Origin of the sequence: Secundilactobacillus angelensis (assembly GCF_012641075.1) — a bacterium.
Taxonomy (GTDB): domain Bacteria; phylum Bacillota; class Bacilli; order Lactobacillales; family Lactobacillaceae; genus Secundilactobacillus; species Secundilactobacillus angelensis.
In genome coordinates this window covers 81,915-103,388 of sequence record NZ_JAAXLJ010000002.1, presented here as the reverse complement: position 1 = coordinate 103,388, position 21,474 = coordinate 81,915, and the positions used below count along the sequence as shown (strand labels likewise).

The window sequence follows — 21,474 nt, the reverse complement described above, 5'->3', positions numbered from 1 at the left end:
GACAAAAGCACTGCTATTACAGCGTGTTAAACGCTTTCAGGTTTGTTATAATGAGATGGCCGAATGTAAGGAGGATAACATTCATATGACAGAAGATATGCACAATGGAAACCTTTACCTACCGATGGACAAGGCCATTTTAAAGGAGCAAGAAGCCGCTCAGGAATTGCTTTACGACTATAATCAAACACGCCCGGGTGACCATGACAAACGTCAACAGTTGCTTAAACAAATGTTTGCTGAGGTTGGGGTGGATACGTATATTGAACCAACGTTGCACGCAAACTTTGGCGGTAAACACTTGCACTTTGGCAGCCATGTTTACGCTAACTATAATTTGACGGCGGTTGATGACACTCATATTTTTGTGGGGGATTACACGATGTTTGGCCCCAATGTCACTTTGGATTCGGCTACCCATCCGATTTTGCCAGAGTTGAGGGAGAAAGTGTACCAATATAATCTTCCTATTAGAGTGGGCCGTAATTGTTGGTTAGGCGCCGGTGTCATCGTTTTGCCAGGTGTGACCATTGGTGATAATTCAGTCATTGGTGCGGGCAGTGTTGTCACCAGGGACATCCCAGCTAATGTCGTTGCCGTGGGAACACCGTGTCACGTGATGAGAAATATCAACGAACGCGATCGTCACTATTATCATCAGGGTCGCGAGATTGATTGGTCGAAAATTAAATAGCCAATATTAAAGCTCCCGAAAAATTCGAGAGCTTTTAATATTGGCTATTTAAATGGTAGTACCAGAGAATCGTTACATTTCCATTCCATATTTGCTATAGGAATCCATTCCTGCCATCCATAAATCTTTTGGATCGATACCGCGTTCTTTTGCAAATGCATTCATTAAAGTATCCATGTCCATTAATTTGTATTTTGGCATTGGCTTTCCAGGATCATAAGTTTGAATCTGAGCCATCATGCCGCCGTCTTCGTGTTCAATAATGTGGCAGTGATACATATAAACGCCAGGCAAATCAAAACGAACCAGTAGCCGGACGGTTTCTCCTGGGTTGACCCCAACGGTATCCTTAAAGCCGTGTTCGTTGGGATAGGGCGCGTGACCGTTACGGGAAATAACCAGGAATTCAGTTCCATGTACGTGGAAGGGGTGAACCATCCCGGAATCCTTCATGTTTGAGTTGGTGATATCCCAATACTGACTTTGACCAACTGGTTGCGTGGCATCGATTCGTTGCATGCTAAATTTCTTGCCGTCTAACATGACCGCTTCGTCCATGCCACTCATTTCAATTTTGCGAACCGGTGTTTTAGGATCCACTTCAGGTTTATTAATCGTCAGCAGATGATTCGGTAGGGTTGTGTTATCAGCGGCGAATTGATGAATTTTGAATTTAACGATTGGAACATCGTCGCTGAATAAGGTGACTGTCTGCCCGTCATGATAGCCAGCAAAGTCAACCACGATTTCTGCCCGTTCTGCACAGGTTAACATCAGGTGATCCATGTAAACGGGTTCTGGTAACAAGCTAGAATCGCCAGCAATTTGAGCGAACTTTAAGTCGTCTGAAAAGTGCAAGCGCCATTCTCGACGGTTTGCGCCATCCAAGATCCGCAACCGCAATTTTTGAGTGGTCACATCGAAGACGGGATTAACGGTGCCATTAATGAGTGCTGTGGGTCCCTGAACACCATCTGGATCGTAGTCCGCGTGATAATCCAATTGGTTGCCTTCATGGAAACGGCGATCCTGTAAGACCAATGGAATATCGTCCACGCCGTAGTTGTGCGGCAGCGGCAAACTATTGATGTGATCGTCAGTCACCAGCACCATAGTAGCTAAGCCGTGCCAAACTTGTTCTGCCGTTGATGGGCAAGGGTGGGCGTGCAGCCAAGTGGTTGCTGCGGGTTGGTCCAAGGTGAAATCAATGTGTTTGGTTTCACCGGGATAGACGGGTGCGTGACAGCCACCGTCAACGTAAGGTCCAGAAACAATCAGACCGTGCCAATGAAAAGTGGTTAGTTCAGGTAAATGATTTTCTAGTGCCACGTGGATGTGTTTGCCAACTGGGTACTTGATAGTTTGTCCCAAAATCGTGGCATTGTAGCCCCAGGTTTTAGTCTTTTCGCCTGGTAAGATTTGAGTTTCACCCGCCTGAGCGGTTACCGTATACCAGATATCGGTATCAGTTTCCTTATCGGGTTTTAGCAAGGGCGGAACTGCCAGCGGCTTTTCCGGTGTGTCAGCTACCTCAAGTGGTACATAGCCACCGTCATGAGTATTAAAAGCAGGTTCGTCAAAAAAATAGTCATGATAGATTTCTTCACTCATAAGTTTTTCTCCTCTCATAATCAATTTAATTATACCCCTTTTTCAAAAAATGAAACTTTATTAAGGGATACCTAAACAATTTGTATTATACTATGTAATTGGGGAAGGGATGATTACATGAATACGATGCCAAAATGGTTGCTGTGGCTACTGTTACTTTTAAATATTATCTTAATTGGGTTTCTGATTACCATGAACAATATGGCTGCAATGTGGATGATGGCGGTCATTATGTTACTTGATTCTGTTGGTTCATTAGTCGTTGGTTATCGAAAATGAACGGCCAGTCACCTTGGAAAAATTTCACACTAAAAAAGCAGCTCATCTGATTAAAACCAAATGAGCTGCTTTCATAATTCATTGTGAATCTACTAATAGTTAGTCACCGACATGGCTTGTAAAAGTTCTGCTAGCTCAGTTGATGATTCTACCGTTTGATCCGGAATAAAATCGGACTTAGGCATTTCTAAGTGGCGATGGTTAAACCAGAATGCGTGCCAGCCGGCTTTTTTTGCACCGACCATGTCCTTCTCAAAATTATCGCCAATGTAAACCACTTCGTTAGCCTGTAAGCTTAGTTTACGGTTAAAATGGGTAAAGATTCTCGGGTCTGGTTTTCGGATACCAACTTCGTCAGAAATAACGACGTTGTCGTGATTCACCCAACGATGAAGATCGAGATGTGATAGTTTTTCGGATTGCGTATTGCTTTCGCCGTTAGTGATCACACCTAATTCGTAATGATCTTTCAACAGTGGCAATTGAGTTTGAATATCAGAGAATAAACTGATTGTTTGTGCTTCTGCTTGATAACGATCCCAAAAGGCAAGCCAGACCGAATTTGCCAAGGTTGGCAGGTTATATTTTGTTAACACGTCATTAAGGTGACTAAAAACGTGGTTCATCGTCAATGTTTCAAGTTTTGCGACTCGGTCATTCATGTGTTTAAAGGTCTTAAAAAGATCGGTTAGCACGTGACCAGAAACGGCCGGGTCGTTCCAAACGGAAAATAGTGCTTGCTGAAACGGTCGTTGTTGATCGTAGAGCGTATCGTCAAGATCAAAAACGATTGCTTTGAGCATAATTGATTCCTCCTCGGAGTTCCGTGAAATGTAGTGTAACATGAATGTAACATTTATTTCAAATATTTTTTACTTTCTCGCGCTCTAAGGGTTGCTATGGACGCTTAAAACGGGTATACTAAATTTCGGCTGATTGCCACAATTCACACTCTGGGTGATATATTAAGCAGTGCTCGGGAGAGTTCTTAGTATAGATGATCTCAGGGGAGGAAAAAACTTTGATGGAGGCTATTTCATGGCTGTTATTACAATGAAACAATTACTTGAAGCAGGTGTCCACTTCGGTCACCAAACTCGTCGTTGGAACCCTAAGATGAAGGATTATATCTTCACTGAACGTAACGGGATCTACATCATCGACTTACAAAAGACGGTTAAGTTGATCGACACCGCCTACAACTTCGTTAAGGATGAAGCATCTAAGGGTGCTGTAGTGCTTTTCGTTGGTACTAAGAAGCAAGCCCAAGATTCTATTGAAGAAGAAGCTACTCGCGCTGGTCAATTTTACGTTAACCACCGTTGGTTGGGTGGAACTTTAACCAACTGGAACACTATTCAAACTCGTATCAAGCGTTTGAAAGATCTTAAGAAGATGGCTGAAGACGGTACTTTTGACCGTTTACCAAAGAAGGAAGTTTCTTTACTGAAGAAGCAAACTGACAAGTTGGAACGTTTCTTAGGTGGTATCGAAGATATGCCTAAGTTGCCTGACGTTATGTTTGTTGTTGATCCTCGTAAGGAACAAATCGCCGTTAAGGAAGCTCAAAAGTTGAACATTCCGATCGTCGCTATGGTTGATACTAACACTGACCCAGATGACGTTGACGTGATTATTCCTTCTAACGATGATGCTATTCGTGCCGTTCGCTTGATTACAAGCAAGATGGCCGATGCCGTTATCGAAGGCCGTCAAGGCGAAGACGAAGCTGAAGCCGCCAAGGCAGATGCTAAGGACGCCGCTGATGACAAGGATGCTTCAGAAAACGCTGCTGAATAAGTAGCTAATATTTGTTAAAAACCATCAGTGCTTAGGCTGGCTTGAAAATGTGGACCCGCGAGGCCTGATTATTTTCAGGTCAGCCTTTTGTGTTGGTGTTAAGCGACTTATCTGTATTAATATTAAGGAGGCCATAAAATGGCAAGCATTACTGCAAAAATGGTTAAAGAACTTCGTGATAAGACTAGCGTTGGTATGATGGACGCTAAGAAGGCGCTTGTTGCCACTGAAGGTGACATGAGCAAGGCAATCGATTTTCTGCGTGAAAAAGGAATTGCTAAGGCAGAAAAGAAGAGCGGCAACGTTGCTGCTAACGGTTTAGCACACATCTCCGAAAACGGTAACGTGGCTGCAATCGTTGAAGTTAACTCAGAAACTGACTTCGTTGCTTCCAACGACCGGTTTAAAAACCTGGTTCAGACGATCTCTGATTTGATTGCTGCTAACAAGCCTGCTGACATGGATGCTGCATTAGCACTGAAGAACGATGCTGGTCAGACGATTCAAGAAATGATCATCGAACAGACACAAGTTACTTCAGAGCACACGACACTTCGTCGTTTCCAAGTTGTTGAAAAGAGCGACAGTGAAGTATTTGGTGCCTACCTGCATAATGGTGGTCAAATTGGTGCCTTGGTGGTTCTTGATGGTGCCGATGCAAGCGTTGCTAAGAATGTTGCCATGCACGTTGCTGCTGTTAACCCAGAATTTGTTTCTCGTGACGATATTCCAGCAGATCGTTTAGACCACGAACGCGAAGTTTTGAAGAAGGAAGCCTTAAACGAAGGCAAGCCTGAAAACATCGTGGAGAAAATGGTTGAAGGCCGTCTCCGTAAGTTCTTGTCTGAAATCAGTCTTGCAGACCAAGAATTCGTCATGGATTCCGACCAAACCGTTAGCCAATACGTTGCTTCAAAAGGCGGCAAGCTGAAGAGCTTTGTTCGTTATGAAGTTGGTGAAGGTATCGAAGTTGAAACCAAGAACTTTGAAGATGAAGTAAATAGTCAAATTAACGGCTAAACTAACTTTAAAAAGGGGGGTGTACGTGTAGCGTACATCCTTTTTTTATGGAATTTAACGGTGATACGACTGTTGGTCGATACCGGTTTATGATAGAATTACCTGAGGAAACTAATAGGAGGTTCATGATGACCGATTTAAAGTATAAGCGCATCGTTTTGAAGCTGAGTGGTGAAGCTCTGGCAGGCGATCAAGGATTTGGTATTCACCCGCCAGTCATCAAAACTGTGGCAAAGGAAGTTAAGGAAGTATTTGATTTAGGCCTTCAGATTGGTATCGTCGTTGGTGGCGGTAACATGTGGCGGGGCGAATCAGGTGCCCAGATGGGTATGGAACGTGCCCAGGCCGATTATATCGGTATGCTGGCAACCATTATGAATGGTCTTGCCCTCCAAGATAATCTTGAAGACATTGGCGTGCCAACCCGGGTTCAAACTTCGATTGAAATGCGCGCCATTGCTGAACCTTATATTCGGCGCAAAGCGATTCGTCATTTAGAGAAAGATCGCGTTGTGATATTCGCTGGTGGTACAGGTAGTCCATACTTTTCGACGGACACCACCGCAGCGTTACGTGCAGCTGAAATCAATGCGGACGCCATTTTAATGGCTAAGAATGGTGTTGACGGTGTTTATTCGGCCGATCCAAACGTTGACCAGAGTGCCGTTAAATTCGACCACTTGACCCATATGGATATTATTAATAAGGGTCTCCACGTGATGGATTCAACAGCAAGCACACTGTCAATGGATAATGACATTCCGCTGGTTGTATTTAATCTCAATCATCCTGGGAATATTAAGAAGGTTGTACTCGGTGAAAACATCGGGACAACGGTAAGGGGGAAATAGTATTGGCAAACCCAATTATTGATGAAGCAAAAACAAAAATGAAGAAGGCTGAAGAGGTGTTAAGCCGCGAGTTCGGTACAATTCGTGCCGGTCGTGCTAACGCTAGTTTGTTAAGCCGGGTCACCGTTCAGTATTATGGTGTAGAGACACCCATCAATCAGGTGGCTGCTATCTCTGTTCCAGAACCACGGGTTATCTTGGTGACTCCTTTTGATAAGTCTTCTCTGGAAGATGTTGAAAAGGGAATTTTGGAATCAGACTTAGGTATCACACCAGCTAACGATGGTTCGGCGCTTCGGTTGGTGGTTCCCCAATTAACTGAAGAACGACGTAAAGAACTTGCTAAACAGGTTAAAGGTGTTGCTGAACAGGGGAAAGTTGCTGTCCGTAACGTCCGTCGTGAAGCCATGGATGCGTTGAAGAAAGGCCATAAGAACGGCGATTTCACCGATGATGAAATTCATGATCTTGAAAAGCAAGTCCAAAATGTGACTGACGAAGCAGTTAAGCAAATCGATAAGTTGACGGATGACAAGGAACAGGAAATTATTTCTGGCTAGTCACGTTTGAATGAAAGGATATTATTAAACATGGCAAATGACGACGAAACAGTTGAAATCACGCCTGGCACTCCACAATTTGCCAAAATGGTTTTCAAACTTAATGATGCAGTGACCGATGAAAACTTAGCGGTTTTGAATTATAACGGCAATGAGCTGACACAAATTGACGAAGGTGTTTACGCTCAGCCAGCTTTTGTAAATGACGATTTTAATTTATTCTTTGTCATCACGCAGTTGATTGAAGAAGATTGGATTATCGCCTTTTCAAAAGCGACCATCGAAAACGACTCTGAAATTACCGATCTAAGTGAACCCATCCCAACGGGTGAAGGGTTAAACATGCTTGGTGAAGTGAGTCCGGATGATGCTAATAATTTACTACAGTATTTTAATACGTTATCTGACGCTAATCGCGGTGAATGGCGTTTACTTCAGTAGCTGATTTAGATTCTGTTAAATAATCGCTTTAAGCAGAGTTGGGATAGTCGACAACTCTGTTTTTTGGTATGATTAGAGTTTGAAAGCTTAATTGGAGGTGCCACTTTGTTTTCTTGGCTCAATAATAACAATCAGTCAGAGATGCCTGAAAAAAAAGAACTGGATCCTGATAATATTCCAGCACACGTTGCGATTATCATGGATGGTAATGGTCGCTGGGCTCAAAAACGTCATTTACCAAGAGTTGCTGGTCATAAGCAGGGAATGAATACTGTCAAGACCATCACAAAAGCTGCGAGTAATCTAGGTATTAAGGTATTGACACTTTACGCGTTTTCCACTGAAAACTGGAAGCGTCCGGAAGATGAAGTCAATTATCTGATGAAATTGCCAGTGGATTTTTTTGATGATTTTGTGCCAGAACTAATTGCTAACAATGTGCGCGTAAACGTCATGGGTTACACTGATCAGCTACCACAAAAGACTCAGACAGCTGTTGCTAATGCCATTAAAGATACTCAAGATTGTGATGGCATGGTGTTAAACTTTGCCTTAAATTACGGGAGTCGTGCCGAAATTACTACCGCTGTGCAGACAATTGCTAAGTCTGTGCAACAGGGAGAATTGAAGCCAGAAGATATTTCTTCTGAAATGATTAGCGCGCATTTGATGACGGCACCATTGGGTCAATATCAGGATCCTGATTTGGTGATTAGAACCTCAGGCGAGGAACGGATTTCTAACTTTTTACTATGGCAAATCGCTTATTCAGAATTTGTCTTCATGGCGCCACACTGGCCTGAATTTACAGCTGATTTATTGAATCAGGCAGTTTATGAGTACCAACATCGTAAACGTCGCTTTGGTGGTTTAACGAAATAGTTTCATGAAAAGGAGTTTATAAATGAGACAACGGGTTATTACGGCGGTGATCGCTTTGATCATCTTCATTCCAATTATTATTGCCGGGGGTATCTGGGTTGATATCGCGGCTGCAGTTCTTGGCTTGATTGCACTTTCTGAAATTTTAGTTATGAGAAAAAAACTGGTGGTATCTTGGGAAGCTTTGTTATCAGGAATTACTGTGTTACTGATTATCTTGCCTGATTTTTGGCATGATATTCTACCAGGAAAATTAGATGTCAGATTTGTGATTTACTGTCTGATCGTGTTACTTTTGATGTACACTGTTTTTTCAAAAAACCGGTTCTCTTTCGATGACGCTGCGGTACTAACTGCAGGCGCAATCTATATTGGGTCAGGTTTCCACTACTTTATTTTGGCTGATGCAGCTAGTCTTTCAACGATTTTCTTCGCCCTTTTCATCGTTTGGATCACGGATAGTGGTGCCTACATGATTGGCAGAAAGCTTGGTCGCCATAAACTGGCACCACATATCAGTCCCAACAAAACCTGGGAAGGGTCAATCGGCGGTACAATCGTTGCGACGATTATTGTTGCTATCTACGTTCATTTCTATCCACAAGGCGATTACAGTTGGCTAGTCACGGTTCTCTTGACCATTGTTCTATCAGTCATTGGCCAAATTGGTGATTTAGTGGAGTCAGCTTTGAAGCGTTACTATGGTGTGAAGGATTCGGGTCGGATTCTACCGGGACACGGTGGTATTTTAGACCGTTTTGATAGTCTCTTGTTGGTGTTACCTGCTCTACATTTACTAGGCTTTATCTAAGACTAGTAAATTAGTCTATTACGAAAGGATCGACGTCTGTGATTACGACCATTATTACCTTTATTATCGTATTTGGCCTGATTGTCTTTATCCACGAATTTGGTCATTTCTTCTTTGCGAAACGGGCGGGAATTCTCGTTCGTGAATTTTCGATTGGTATGGGACCAAAACTGTTTAATTATCGGACAACTGACACGACCTATACGATTCGACTCCTACCGGTTGGGGGTTATGTCCGGATGGCTGGAGCCGAAGACGATGAAGATGAACTGAAACCAGGAACACCAGTAAGCCTGTATGTTGGTAATAATGATCAGGTGACCCGAATCAATACGAGTAAGAAGTCCACGTTGTTTAATGGGATTCCCATGGCTGTTACGGCTACCGATCTGGAGGATGAACTCTGGATTGAAGGATACGAAAATGGCGATGAAAGTGAAGTTAAACGCTATCATGTTGCGCATGATGCCACCATCATTGAAAATGATGGCACTGAAGTCAGAATCGCGCCGCGAGACGTTCAATTTCAGTCTGCTAGTCTAGGCCATCGTTTGATGACCAACTTTGCTGGTCCAATGAATAACTTTATTTTGGCGATCATTGTTTATACAATTTTGACGTTTGTGGCTGGTGGCGTGACCAATAACAGTAATCGGGTCAGCCCCACAACTACGGATGTGACGGTTGCTCGTTCAGCTGGGATTAAGAACGGCGACTACATAACCGCCGTGAACGGTAAAAAAGTGAGTGATTGGAACCAAATTGCCACCCAGATTCAAGATCGCGCTCATAAACCAACGGCGTTCAAAGTTAAAAGCGGCAGTCAGACGAAGACCATCAAAATGACTCCTGCGGCGAATAAAACCAACAATAAAACAATCGGTGTCATCGGAATTACGCAATACCGTAATCATGATATCGGTGCAATGTTAGTTTCCGGCTTCACTCAGACCTGGCAAATGACGGTTCAGCTTCTAGCCGCAATCTGGTCCATGGTTTCAGGACATTTTAGCTTGAATGATCTAGGTGGTCCCGTAGCAATCTTTGCGACTACATCAACCGCTGCGTCTGAAGGGGTACTTGGGGTGCTCAGTTTTCTGGCATTTTTGTCGTTAAACTTAGGGATTGTTAATTTATTGCCAATTCCAGCTTTAGATGGTGGTAAAATATTAATTAATGTGATCGAAGGCATTCGACGAAAACCGCTCTCGGAAAACGTTGAAACGGTGATTACCCTTATTGGGGTTGTCTTCTTAGTCGTCTTAATGCTGCTGGTAACATGGAATGATATCGAGCGTTACTTCATCAGATAAGTTAAATTAAAACGGTAAAAGGGGTTTAAATGAGTATGAAACAGTCAAGATTACTGATTCCAACACTGAAAGAGGTGCCTAGTGACGCCGAAGCGCTAAGTCATCAGATGATGCTTAGAGCGGGTTATATTCGCCAGGTAACTGCAGGAATGTACGCTTATTTACCATTGGCATTTCAAGTGCTGACTAATATTGAAACAATTATTCGCGAAGAAATGGCAAAGATTGACGCCGTTGAAATGGTTGTTCCAACGGTGTTGCCAGCCCAGCTTTGGAAGGATTCCGGTCGTTATGATACATACGGCCCGACACTATTTAAGTTCAAAAATCGTCATGACACAGACTTTATTCTCGGGCCAACTCATGAAGAAACTTTTACGACGCTTATTCGTGATAGCATTAAATCATATAAGCGATTACCACTGACTTTATATCAAATTCAAGCTAAGTACCGGGATGAGGAGCGCCCTCGTTATGGGTTGTTACGTGGCCGTGAATTTATTATGAAAGACGCTTATTCATTTTCAACTAATTATGATGATCTGGACAAAGTTTATCGCCAGATGGAAGGTGCTTACAAACGGGTCTTCGATCGAATTGGTTTGAAGTACCGGACAATCATCGGTGATGCCGGCGCCATGGGTGGTAAAGATTCAAAAGAATTTTCTGCCATCGCGCCAATTGGTGAAGATACAATTGTTTACGTTGACGAATCCGACTACGCTGCCAATATTGAAATGGCGACTAATTTATACACGCCAAAGAAGTCCCATGCCGCTCAGCAAGATTTGGAAAAGATTGCGACGGATGATGCAAAAACCATCGATGACGTTGCTGCAAAACTAAACGTGGATACGGATAACTTGATCAAGAGCATGCTCTACATTGCTGATGAAAAGCCAGTAATGGCATTGCTTCGTGGTGATGATGAATTAAACGAAGTTAAGCTCAAGAACTTCTTGCATGCTGACTTCTTAGCCCCTGCAACTAATGATGATGCCGAAAAATATCTTGGCGCATCGTTTGGCGCTTTAGGCCCAGTAGGCGTTGGTGAAGATGTGACCATCGTGGCTGACCGCTATGTTCAAGACATGGTCAACGCTGTCGTTGGCGCTGATGAAGATGGCTATCATTACATTAATGCTAACGTTGAACGTGATTTCCGTGTGGATGATTTTACCGATATTCGGACGGTTAAGGAAGGCGACATTTCACCTGATGGCGCTGGTAAGCTGAAGTTCACTCGTGGAATTGAAATCGGGCATATTTTCAAGCTTGGAACCCGTTATTCAGAGGCGTTGAACGCCAAGGTTCTTGACGAAAATGGCCGTTCGGTACCCGTTATCATGGGGTCATATGGGATCGGTGTTAGCCGCTTATTATCAGCAATTAGCGAACAGCAATCTGATGAACATGGCCTAGTTTGGCCACGGGCAATTGCACCGTATGATCTGCACGTTATTCCCGTTAATATGAAGAACGACACCCAAGTCGATTTAGCAAATCAGTTAACGGCTGATTTGACAGCTGCAGGTTACCGCGTCCTCATTGATGACCGTAAGGAACGTGCCGGTGTTAAGTTCGCTGATTCTGATCTAATCGGGTTACCAATTCGAATTACGGTTGGTAAGAAAGCCAGTGATGGCATCGTTGAGATCAAGATTCGTAAAACTGGTGAAACCGTCGAAGTCAAAGCTGATGAAGTCGGCAACACGGTAGCCATTTTATTGAAAGAAACAGATGCTGAACCAACTGATCCAGCATCCACTAACGACTAAATTTAAGTGTGGGACGGGCTCGAGAAAACAAAACAACTTTTGTTTTGTCTCGAGCCCGTTTTACGTTAAAATAGTGGCATTAAGCATAAAAAAAGGGGGCAGTTTGGTGTGGCCTTAGATCATCAGGCATTATTTGAAAAATTATTACAGCAACTGCAATTATCAGATTTAGCTGACCAGCCATTCTTTAAGGGGGCAGCACTTGAAAAACTGACGGTACACGAAAAGTCTAAGCGTTGGCACTTTAACTTTGAGTTACCAACAATCTTGCCTTTTGAAACTTTTACTACGTTTCAGGGACAGCTTGAAAAAGCGTTTCAGTCAATTGCCAAGGTTGATTTCGAAATTCATACAGGGCAAAACGACCTTGATAATCGGCTGATTGGGGATTATTGGAATTGGGTCGTTCAGCACAGTGGCGTGACCTCGCCATTGTTACAGGAACTTTGCCGTGATCAAGTCCCAAAAGTTGAGGATAACCGGGTCATCTTCATGGCCGAAAACGAAGTCGTGAAAAATTTCTTAGTGGATCAAGCTCTTGGTCCAATTGAGGATAGCTACCAGTCAGTTGGTTTCCCGAAGTTTGCGATTCATACCATGATTGATGAGTCAGCATCTCAGGCGAAAATCCAGGAATTTAAACAGAAGAAGGCACAGTCGGATGCTGAGCTGGCTCAAAAGGCGGTTGCAGCGATTAAAGTTGCCAATCAGAAACGAGAAAAGCAAGGGGTGGCAGCTGCTAGTGGACCAACCGTCATTGGCCGGAAAATTAAGGCTGATGAAGAACCAGTTCAACTTGCATCAATTGAAGATGAAGAAAAGTCAGTCATCGTGCAGGGTTACGTCTTTAACAAAGAAATTCGTGACCTGCGTTCGGGTCGGAAACTCATGATTTTGGAAATTACGGACTATACCTCTTCAATTGCCGTCAAAAAGTTTTCTCGTGATGAGAGTGATGAAGCCCAGTTTGAAGGTCTAAACGAAGGTGACTGGATTCGGGTTCGTGGTAGCATTCAAGAAGACAACTTTATGCGTGATCTGGTGCTGAATGCCTATGATATCAATCAGGTAACCGTTCCAGGCCGTAAGGATAAAGCGCCAGAGGGTGAAAAACGGGTGGAACTGCACCTGCACACCAATATGAGTACCATGGATGCCACTAATTCCATCACGGATTACGTTAAGCAGGCCAAAAAATGGGGACATAAAGCGATTGCCATCACTGATCACTCTGGGGTTCAGGGTTTCCCTGAAGCTTTTAGAGCTGCATCGGCAAGTGAAATCAAAATGATTTACGGTGTGGAAGCAAACTTGGTTGACGATGGTGTGCCAATTGGCTATAACAATGAACACCGACCACTCAAGGACGCCACTTACGTTGTCTTTGATACTGAAACAACGGGCCTATCCGCCATCTATGATCGCGTGATCGAACTTTCGGCTGTTAAGATGCAGGGTAAAGAAGTCATTGATCAGTTTGAAGAATTTATTGACCCTGGGTTTCATTTGTCCGACCAAACCACTAATTTGACCAGTATTACCGACGAAATGGTTCATGGGTCAAAGTCTGAAAAAGAAGTTTTTGAATTATTCAGAAAATTTTATGGAGACGCCATCATTGTTGGGCACAACGTCACGTTTGATATTGGGTTCATGAATGCTGGTTATCAGCGGCATGATTTACCCGAAATCACCAATCCCATCATCGACACTTTAACCCTGGCACGATTCTTGTATCCAAACCTAAAAGGGTATCGGCTGAATACACTGGCTAAGAAGTTTCACGTTTCTCTGGAACATCATCACCGGGCAATTTACGATGCTGAATCCACGGGACATTTGAACTACCTCTTCTTAAAGGATGCCGAAGATCGTTATGATATCCAGTTTCATGATCAGTTAAATGATCATATGAGCGAAAACGATGCCTATAAACATGCTCGGCCATCTCACGCGATTATTCTGGCTCAAACACAAACGGGTTTGAAGAATCTGTTCAAGTTAGTGTCGGAGTCAAACGTGGATTACTTTTACCGGGTTCCACGAATGCCAAGAAGCCGAATTGAGGCACTGCGAGAGGGTTTGATGATTGGCTCGGCCTGTGATTCTGGTGAAGTCTTTACCGCCATGATGCAAAAGGGGTATGTTGAGGCTCGCAGTAAGGCCAAGTTCTATGACTACCTTGAAGTTCAGCCATTGGCAGCTTATAAGCCACTGATTGATTCTGGGTTGATTCAAAACCGTAAAAACCTCGAAGAGATCCTGACAAATATGGTGAAGCTGGGTGAAGAACTCGACAAGCCGGTGGTGGTCACCGGTGATACTCACTACTTAAATCCCGAAGATGCCATTTACCGAAAGATTTTAATTAACTCGCAAGGTGGCGCAAATCCACTGAACCGTCAAGAACTACCGGACGTGCATTTCCGGACGACCGATGAGCTGTTGGCTGATTACAATTTTCTTGGAGAAGACAAAGCTAAGGAAATCGTGGTGACCAACAGTAATGCCATTGCCGATCAAATTGATGATGTGCACCCGTTGAAAGATAAACTTTACACGCCACGGATGGAAGGCGCAGAGGACGAAATTCGCGAACGAACCATGAATACGGCTCACGAATGGTATGGTGATCCGTTACCAGAGCTGGTTCAGCACCGATTAGACCGCGAATTGAAGAGTATTATCGGTAATGGGTTCTCCGTGATTTATCTGATTGCCCAACGATTGGTGGCAAAAAGTAATAAAGATGGTTATTTGGTTGGTTCCCGTGGTTCTGTCGGTTCCAGTTTAGTGGCGACTATGACGGGAATCACAGAAGTTAATCCGTTACCACCACACTACCGTTGCCCAAATTGTCAGTATTCAAAGTTTTACACAAAGGGTGAATACAGTTCAGGATTTGATTTACCGGAACAGAATTGTCCAAAGTGCGGGACGTTAATGATTGGCGATGGCCACAACATTCCGTTTGAAACCTTCTTAGGCTTTACTGGGAATAAGGTTCCCGATATCGATTTAAACTTCTCCGGGGACTATCAACCAATTGCCCATAACTATACCAAAGTGCTGTTCGGCGAAAAGAATGTTTACCGAGCTGGAACGATTGGGACCGTCGCTGACAAGACGGCTTATGGGTACGTAAAAGCCTATGAACGTGATAAGGAAGAACATTTCCGAAACGCTGAGATCGATCGGCTAGCGAAGGGTGCCACTGGCGTCAAGCGGACTACCGGACAACATCCTGCCGGAATCATCGTTGTGCCAGATTATATGGATATATATGATTTCACACCGATTCAATACCCAGCAGATGATCAAAATGCCGCCTGGCAGACCACCCACTTTGATTTCCATTCAATTCATGACAACATTTTAAAAATCGATATCCTGGGACATGATGATCCCACTATGATTCGGATGCTGCAAGATTTGAGTGGTATCGATCCCAAGACCATTCCGATGGATGATCCCGGTGTCATGGCGCTGTTCTCCGGAACTGAGTCTTTGCATGTTACGCCGGAACAAATTCAATCCAAGACTGGGACACTGGGTGTGCCAGAATTCGGAACGCGGTTTGTTCGCGGCATGCTGGAAGAAACCCACCCTAAAAACTACTCAGAACTGCTGCAAATTTCCGGATTATCACACGGGACTGACGTGTGGTTGGGCAATGCTGAAGAGTTAATTAAAAACGGCACTGCAACCATTTCTAACGTTATCGGTTGTCGTGATAACATCATGACCGACTTAATCAACTGGGGAATGGATTCTGAAATTGCCTTTCAGATTATGGAACACGTTCGTAAAGGCCGTGGGATTCCAGATGAATGGCAAGCGAAGATGAAGGAAGCTGAGGTGCCGGACTGGTACATTGATTCTTGTCTAAAAATCAAGTACATGTTCCCCCGTGCCCATGCGGCTGCCTATGATTTGATGGCCTTGCGGGTTGCCTACTTCAAAGTCTACTTTCCACTGGTGTACTACTCAGCTTACTTCTCAGTTCGGGCTGACGATTTCGATGTTGTTGCGATGTCTCGTGGCAAGGACTCCGTGAAAGCCAAAATGAAGGAAATTAACGATGAAGGTATGGATGCCTCAGCGAAGGACAAGAATTTATTAACTGTCCTAGAATTAGCTAATGAGATGCTGGAGCGCGGCTTTAAGTTTAAGATGATTGATATCGATAAATCGGCCGCCAGTGAATGGTTGATTGATGGTGACACCTTAATTGCACCATTTGATGCCGCCCCCGGGCTAGGTTTGAACGTGGCCAAACAAATCGTTGCTGCCCGTGAAGACAAGCCGTTTCTATCGAAGGAAGATCTGGCTAAACGTGGTAAAGTTTCTAAAACGTTGATTGAATTTATGACTGATAATGGTGTTCTTGATGGTTTACCGGACGAAAATCAACTGAGCCTATTTGATATGATGTAGTAAAATGATGCTGAGCCAGCACTGCAACGGGCTTTCAAGTTTGCTATTGTATTGACTTTGTGCTATCATACATTTTGTAGATATTTCGGAAAGGAGTGAGCAGCGATGCTCGCTCTTTTTATTGGAAAAATGGTATTGGAGGTAAAAGATTGGATAACGTCGTAGACATTGTTTCGGCTCTAGCGAAACCGATTGTGGATGCTCATCATTTTGAACTGGTGGACGTTGAGTTTGTTCGCGAGGGTAAAAGTTGGTATTTACGGCTTTACATCGACAAACCTGGTGGCATTACGATTGATGAATGCGCATTAGTGAGCGATGAGTTAAGCGAAAAACTGGATAATATCGATCCCGATCCAATTCCCCAAGCATATTTCTTGGAAGTGTCCTCACCGGGTGCTGAACGGCCGTTGAAAAAAGAAGCTGACTATGAACGGGCGGTCGACCATTACATTCACGTTTCTCTTTATCAGAAAATGAACGGTGAAAAAGCATTCGAAGGCACGTTGACCTCGGTTAATGACGATGAGTTAGGTTTGAAAATCAACCTAAAGGGTCGCATGAAAGATTTGGTCATACCAAGAACAAACGTTGCCAAAGCAAGATTAGCAATTAAGTTTTAACAGCTAAAGGAGACTATACGTAATGAGTAAAGAACTATTAGGTGCTCTTGATACACTGGAAAAAGAAAAGGGTATCAAAAAGGAAATCGTGATCGATGCGCTTGAAGCCGCATTGACTTCTGCATACAAGCGGAACTATGGTCAAGCACAAAACGTTGAAGTTAATTTCGACGAAAAAAAGGGTGACGTGCACGTTTTCGCGGTTAAAAAGATTGTCGACCAAGTCTATGACTCCCGTTTGGAAGTTAGTCTGGATGACGCACTGCAAGTTAGTCGCGGTTATGAACTAGGCGATGACATCAAGTTTGAAGTCACCCCCAAAAACTTCGGCCGAATTGCTGCCCAAACAGCTAAACAGGTCATTATGCAACGGGTTCGTGAAGCAGAACGGTCACTGATCTTTGATCAATATAGCCAGTATGAAAACGAAATTATTACTGGTGAAGTTGAACGTCAGGATAACCGGTTTGTTTACGTTAATCTAGGTAACGTTGAAGCCGTAATGAGTCGTCAGGATCAGATGCCTAACGAAACATACCGGATGCACGACCGGATTAAAGTGTATGTGACCAGAGTTGAGAATGCCGCTAAGGGACCCCAAGTGTTCGTCAGTCGAACTGATTCAGGCCTGCTTAAACGGTTATTTGAAGAAGAAATTCCGGAAATCTACGATGGCACCGTTGAAATCATGTCGATTGCTCGTGAAGCGGGTGACCGAGCTAAAGTGGCTGTTCGTTCAAATAATCCAGATGTTGATCCAGTTGGGACCTCAGTTGGCCCCCGTGGACAACGGGTTCAGTCCATTGTGTCAGAACTTGATGGCGAGAACATGGACATTGTTGAATGGACGGATGACGAAGCTAAGTTTATTGCGAACGCTTTGAACCCAGCTGAAGTGATCGACGTCGTTTTTGATGAAAACAATGAGCGGGCATGTACCGTTATTGTGCCAGATTATCAGTTATCACTGGCAATCGGTAAGCGTGGTCAAAACGCACGGTTAGCTGCTAAGTTAACGGGTTATAAGATCGATATTAAGTCTGAAACTGAGGCTGAGACGATTTTTAACACGACTGACAGCGATGATAGTGAAGAACCGCAAGCGGAAGAATCCAGTGAACCAGTTGATGCACCTATTGAAGATGCTGATTCAGCCGCAGATTCAGAAGCCCAAGATGCCCCAGAAACTTCTGAGGATGACGGTACTGAAGACTAAGGAGGTAAGCGTACATGAAGAAACGTAAGGTACCAATGAGAAAAGACATTGTGACCGGTGAAATGGCGCCGAAAAAAGACTTGGTCCGCATCGTTCGTGATAAGGATAATAACGTGTCGGTTGATCCAACGGGAAAGAAATCAGGCCGTGGTGCCTACATTTCACTGAACGTTGAAATTGCTAAACGGGCTCAAAAGGAACGAACTTTCGATAAGGTCTTTGAAACCAAAGTCGATTCTCAATTTTACGATGATTTGGTGGCATACGTGGACCATCAACAAGCTCGTCGTGAATTATTTAAAAATGGAAAAGCCTAACCCTTTTCTACAGCTTTTAGGACTCGTTCGCCGGGCTAATCAGTTAGTGACAGGAGAAGGATTTGTTTTAAAAGCGATTCGGAATCAGAGTATTTCACTGGTGATTTTAGCCAGTGACGCTGGTCCCAGCAGCATGAAAAAGTTAAGTGATAAGGCCACGTTTTACCACGTTGACTTAATTACCGCATTTACAAAGGAACAACTAAGCCAAGCGACTGGTATGAATCGGTCAGCTTACGGCGTAAAGGATCCTGGATTTGCTAGGAAATTAAATGAACTAGTTAATACCAAAGGAGAGTGAAGATATGGGCAAAAAGCGAATTTATGAATTAGCTAAAGAACTCAACGTCTCAAGTAAGGCTATTCTTGATAAAGCTCAAGAAAAAGGCTTCGACGTAAAAAATCATATGTCATCATTAGGCAGTAACGAGGAACGACAACTGCGAGAAAGTTTCTCAAGTAAGGGTAAGGCGCCAAGTAAGAGCTCGACGAGTCAGACTAAGTCAGCTCCAAAAGCGCAACCTGCTAAACCAGCTCAGAACCGTGATCAGCATCAAAACACCAGTAACGGTCAGGCGACACACAGTCGTAATAACCAAACTAACAGTGCACATCCACGGTCACAATCGACTAGTAATGGGAACCATTCAAGTGGTCAGGCTCATTCGACAGCTAACCGCAGCCAGTCAACGACGCATAATCAGTCGACTAATCGCAGTCAGTCGAACAACCGTAACCAATCGGCTAACCACAGTCAGTCGAGCAATCGTGGACAGTCTAATAACTCAAATAACCGTTCACAATCAAGCAACAATAATCGTTCCCAGTCGAACAACCGTAGCCAAAATAGTAATCGTTCACAAGGCAATAACAACAATTCCAACCGCGGTGGATCGGGTCGTTTCGGTGGTAGCTTGAATAGTGGTAACGGTCGAAACAGCCGTAATAACCGGAATAATAACCGGCGTCGCAACAACTTCACTAAGAAGTACAGTAAGAAGAACCAACGGATCAAAGAAACCAATCATCAAAAGGGAACGCCTGAACGTAAGAATAAGGCTTTGCCAGATACGTTGATTTATCAAGTTGGGATGAACGCCCAAGACCTTGGTAAAATTCTTCACCGTGAACCATCAGAAATCGTCAAGAAGTTATTCATGCTTGGTGTAATGGCCAACCAAAACCAGTCATTGGATAAGGACACCATCGAAATCTTAGCTGCTGATTATGGTATCGAGGCTCAAGAAAAGGTTGAAGTCGATGTTGCTGATATCGATAAGACTTTTGAAGAGGAAGCCAACAATACGGATCACCTTGAATCACGGCCTCCAGTTGTGACTATCATGGGACACGTTGACCATGGTAAGACCACTTTACTTGACCACTTACGCCATTCGCATATTACTGCTGGTGAAGCTGGTGGGATTACTCAAGCAATCGGTGCTTACCAAGTAAAACATCAAGGCAAGACCATTACTTTCTTGGATACTCCAGGACATGCGGCCTTTACTGAAATGCGGGCGCGTGGTGCTGATATCACTGATATCACCATCTTAGTGGTTGCAGCTGATGATGGGGTTATGCCTCAAACCATTGAAGCTATTCACCATGCTCAAGCAGCTAAAACACCAATTATTGTGGCAGTTAACAAGATTGATAAGCCAGGTGCTAACCCGAACCACGTCATGGAACAACTGACCGAATATGGTCTGATTCCTGAAGACTGGGGCGGCGATACCATTTTTGTTCAAATCTCAGCTAAGTTTGGTAAGAACATTGATGACTTATTGGACATGATCCTGTTACAGTCCGAAGTGATGGAATTAAAGGCTAACCCACAACAACACGCTGCTGGTTCCGTTATTGAAGCTAAGTTGGATCAAGGTAAGGGTTCCGTTGCCACTTTACTGATTCAGCAAGGGACAATGCACGTTGGTGATCCAATCGTTGTTGGTAATACCTTTGGTCGGGTTCGGACAATGGAAAACGAACATGGCAAGGAAATCAAAAAGGCCTTGCCATCGACACCAGTTGAAATCACTGGTTTAAACGATGTCCCTGAAGCCGGCGACCGGTTCGTCGTCTTTGATGACGAGAAGACCGCGCGTGCTGCTGGTGAGGAACGGGCCAAGAATGCTTTAATGGAAGAACGTCGTACCAAGAACACAGTTACTCTGGATAACCTCTTTGATACAATGAAAGAAGGGGAAATGAAGGAAGTAGATGTGATCATCAAGGCTGACGTTCAAGGTTCTGTTGAAGCACTGGCTAACTCATTGAAGAAGATCGAAGTTGAAGGCGTTCGGGTTAACATCATTCATACGGCCGTTGGTGCCATTAATGAAAGTGATGTTACACTGGCAGAAGCAAGTAACGCCATCATCATCGGGTTTAACGTTCGGCCGACACCGCAAGCGAAAGCCCAAGCTGATCAAGATAACGTGGACATTCGTTTGCACCGGGTCATTTACAATGCTATCGATGAGATTGAACACGCTATGAAGGGTAAGCTTGAACCAACTTATAAAGAAGAAGTGATCGGTGAAGTTGAAGTTCGTGAGATCTTCAAAGCTTCTAAGATTGGTACCATTGCTGGTGGAATGGTGACTGAAGGTCACATTTCCAGTACCAGTGATGTTCGTTTACTTCGTGATTCAGTCGTTGTTTATGAAGGCAAATTAGGCAGTTTGAAACGCTTTAAAGATGACGTTAATGATGTTAAGCAAGGTCACGAATTAGGATTGACCATTGAGAACTACAACGATGTCAAAGTCGGTGATGTGATCGAGGCTTACATCATGAAGGAAGTTCCAATAGAATAAAGAGCTAACGAGGTGTTAG

19 protein-coding genes are annotated in these 21,474 nt (G+C 43.8%); 17 read left to right on the top strand and 2 right to left on the bottom strand.

The window, feature by feature from the left end; translation table 11 throughout:
• The first annotated feature begins 85 nt into the window (after positions 1-85).
• Positions 86-694: a sugar O-acetyltransferase gene (locus HC026_RS01355; RefSeq protein WP_168924186.1), complete on the top strand. Its 609-nt coding sequence runs from the start codon at positions 86-88 to the stop codon at positions 692-694.
• 72 nt (positions 695-766) lie between these two features.
• Here the strand turns inward: HC026_RS01355 and HC026_RS01350 are convergent, their stop codons facing one another.
• Positions 767-2,305, bottom strand: coding sequence for a multicopper oxidase family protein (locus tag HC026_RS01350; RefSeq protein WP_168924185.1), 1,539 nt, complete (start codon positions 2,303-2,305; stop codon positions 767-769).
• Between the two features lie 117 nt (positions 2,306-2,422).
• Between HC026_RS01350 and HC026_RS01345 the strand changes: the two genes are divergently transcribed.
• Entirely contained in the window at positions 2,423-2,584 is a 162-nt protein-coding gene (locus HC026_RS01345) for a hypothetical protein (protein WP_168924184.1), read from the top strand.
• 92 nt (positions 2,585-2,676) lie between these two features.
• Here HC026_RS01345 and HC026_RS01340 read toward each other — a convergent pair whose 3' ends face one another.
• Positions 2,677-3,387, bottom strand: a complete 711-nt coding sequence (locus tag HC026_RS01340) for an HAD family hydrolase (RefSeq protein ID WP_168924183.1) — start codon at positions 3,385-3,387, stop codon at positions 2,677-2,679.
• 235 nt (positions 3,388-3,622) lie between these two features.
• Here HC026_RS01340 and rpsB point away from each other — a divergent pair, with 235 nt between their 5' ends.
• The 15 genes from rpsB (at position 3,623) to infB (ending at position 21,455) form a co-directional block, all read left to right on the top strand.
• Complete coding sequence (gene rpsB / locus HC026_RS01335; RefSeq protein WP_168924182.1) at positions 3,623-4,384, top strand: 30S ribosomal protein S2; 762 nt, start codon at positions 3,623-3,625, stop codon at positions 4,382-4,384.
• A 138-nt stretch (positions 4,385-4,522) separates the two neighbouring features.
• Positions 4,523-5,404: a translation elongation factor Ts gene (tsf, locus tag HC026_RS01330; protein WP_168924181.1), complete on the top strand. Its 882-nt coding sequence runs from the start codon at positions 4,523-4,525 to the stop codon at positions 5,402-5,404.
• A gap of 128 nt (positions 5,405-5,532) precedes the next feature.
• Positions 5,533-6,255, top strand: a complete 723-nt coding sequence (gene pyrH, locus HC026_RS01325) for a UMP kinase (RefSeq protein WP_168924289.1) — start codon at positions 5,533-5,535, stop codon at positions 6,253-6,255.
• 38 nt (positions 6,256-6,293) lie between these two features.
• The gene (frr, locus tag HC026_RS01320) at positions 6,294-6,815 is read left to right on the top strand and encodes a ribosome recycling factor (protein WP_211089368.1); all 522 of its coding nucleotides are present in this window, start codon (positions 6,294-6,296) and stop codon (positions 6,813-6,815) included.
• Between the two features lie 30 nt (positions 6,816-6,845).
• Complete coding sequence (locus HC026_RS01315; RefSeq protein WP_168924179.1) at positions 6,846-7,256, top strand: hypothetical protein; 411 nt, start codon at positions 6,846-6,848, stop codon at positions 7,254-7,256.
• 105 nt (positions 7,257-7,361) lie between these two features.
• Positions 7,362-8,138, top strand: a complete 777-nt coding sequence (locus HC026_RS01310) for an isoprenyl transferase (RefSeq protein ID WP_211089360.1) — start codon at positions 7,362-7,364, stop codon at positions 8,136-8,138.
• Between the two features lie 22 nt (positions 8,139-8,160).
• On the top strand, positions 8,161-8,949 hold the full coding sequence (locus HC026_RS01305; protein ID WP_168924178.1) for a phosphatidate cytidylyltransferase: 789 nt from the start codon (positions 8,161-8,163) through the stop codon (positions 8,947-8,949).
• 38 nt (positions 8,950-8,987) lie between these two features.
• A complete protein-coding gene (gene rseP / locus HC026_RS01300; RefSeq protein WP_168924177.1) occupies positions 8,988-10,262 on the top strand; it encodes an RIP metalloprotease RseP in 1,275 nt (424 codons plus the stop codon).
• 35 nt (positions 10,263-10,297) lie between these two features.
• On the top strand, positions 10,298-12,040 hold the full coding sequence (locus HC026_RS01295; RefSeq protein ID WP_168924176.1) for a proline--tRNA ligase: 1,743 nt from the start codon (positions 10,298-10,300) through the stop codon (positions 12,038-12,040).
• 108 nt (positions 12,041-12,148) lie between these two features.
• Positions 12,149-16,477: a PolC-type DNA polymerase III gene (locus HC026_RS01290; RefSeq protein ID WP_168924175.1), complete on the top strand. Its 4,329-nt coding sequence runs from the start codon at positions 12,149-12,151 to the stop codon at positions 16,475-16,477.
• A gap of 149 nt (positions 16,478-16,626) precedes the next feature.
• On the top strand, positions 16,627-17,100 hold the full coding sequence (gene rimP, locus HC026_RS01285) for a ribosome maturation factor RimP (RefSeq protein ID WP_168924174.1): 474 nt from the start codon (positions 16,627-16,629) through the stop codon (positions 17,098-17,100).
• Between the two features lie 22 nt (positions 17,101-17,122).
• Positions 17,123-18,316, top strand: a complete 1,194-nt coding sequence (gene nusA / locus HC026_RS01280; protein ID WP_168924173.1) for a transcription termination factor NusA — start codon at positions 17,123-17,125, stop codon at positions 18,314-18,316.
• A gap of 14 nt (positions 18,317-18,330) precedes the next feature.
• Entirely contained in the window at positions 18,331-18,633 is a 303-nt protein-coding gene (gene rnpM / locus HC026_RS01275; protein WP_168924172.1) for an RNase P modulator RnpM, read from the top strand.
• Complete coding sequence (locus HC026_RS01270) at positions 18,620-18,934, top strand: L7Ae/L30e/S12e/Gadd45 family ribosomal protein (RefSeq protein ID WP_168924171.1); 315 nt, start codon at positions 18,620-18,622, stop codon at positions 18,932-18,934. Before rnpM ends, HC026_RS01270 begins: the two co-directional genes overlap by 14 nt.
• A gap of 4 nt (positions 18,935-18,938) precedes the next feature.
• Positions 18,939-21,455, top strand: coding sequence for a translation initiation factor IF-2 (gene infB, locus HC026_RS01265; RefSeq protein WP_168924170.1), 2,517 nt, complete (start codon positions 18,939-18,941; stop codon positions 21,453-21,455).
• Positions 21,456-21,474: the final 19 nt, after the last annotated feature.

Excerpts from the sequence above, each read along its gene's own strand:
- infB (WP_168924170.1), top strand. The coding sequence starts at position 18,939 with ATGGGCAAAAAGCGAATTTATGAATTAGCTAAAGAACTCAACGTCTCA.
- HC026_RS01355 (WP_168924186.1), top strand. The coding sequence starts at position 86 with ATGACAGAAGATATGCACAATGGAAACCTTTACCTACCGATGGACAAG.
- HC026_RS01270 (WP_168924171.1), top strand. The coding sequence starts at position 18,620 with ATGGAAAAGCCTAACCCTTTTCTACAGCTTTTAGGACTCGTTCGCCGG.
- HC026_RS01345 (WP_168924184.1), top strand. The coding sequence starts at position 2,423 with ATGAATACGATGCCAAAATGGTTGCTGTGGCTACTGTTACTTTTAAAT.
- HC026_RS01350 (WP_168924185.1), bottom strand. The coding sequence starts at position 2,305 with ATGAGTGAAGAAATCTATCATGACTATTTTTTTGACGAACCTGCTTTT.
- tsf (WP_168924181.1), top strand. The coding sequence starts at position 4,523 with ATGGCAAGCATTACTGCAAAAATGGTTAAAGAACTTCGTGATAAGACT.
- HC026_RS01340 (WP_168924183.1), bottom strand. The coding sequence starts at position 3,387 with ATGCTCAAAGCAATCGTTTTTGATCTTGACGATACGCTCTACGATCAA.
- rnpM (WP_168924172.1), top strand. The coding sequence starts at position 18,331 with ATGAAGAAACGTAAGGTACCAATGAGAAAAGACATTGTGACCGGTGAA.
- rpsB (WP_168924182.1), top strand. The coding sequence starts at position 3,623 with ATGGCTGTTATTACAATGAAACAATTACTTGAAGCAGGTGTCCACTTC.
- HC026_RS01295 (WP_168924176.1), top strand. The coding sequence starts at position 10,298 with ATGAAACAGTCAAGATTACTGATTCCAACACTGAAAGAGGTGCCTAGT.
- frr (WP_211089368.1), top strand. The coding sequence starts at position 6,294 with ATGAAGAAGGCTGAAGAGGTGTTAAGCCGCGAGTTCGGTACAATTCGT.
- pyrH (WP_168924289.1), top strand. The coding sequence starts at position 5,533 with ATGACCGATTTAAAGTATAAGCGCATCGTTTTGAAGCTGAGTGGTGAA.
- HC026_RS01305 (WP_168924178.1), top strand. The coding sequence starts at position 8,161 with ATGAGACAACGGGTTATTACGGCGGTGATCGCTTTGATCATCTTCATT.
- HC026_RS01315 (WP_168924179.1), top strand. The coding sequence starts at position 6,846 with ATGGCAAATGACGACGAAACAGTTGAAATCACGCCTGGCACTCCACAA.
- nusA (WP_168924173.1), top strand. The coding sequence starts at position 17,123 with ATGAGTAAAGAACTATTAGGTGCTCTTGATACACTGGAAAAAGAAAAG.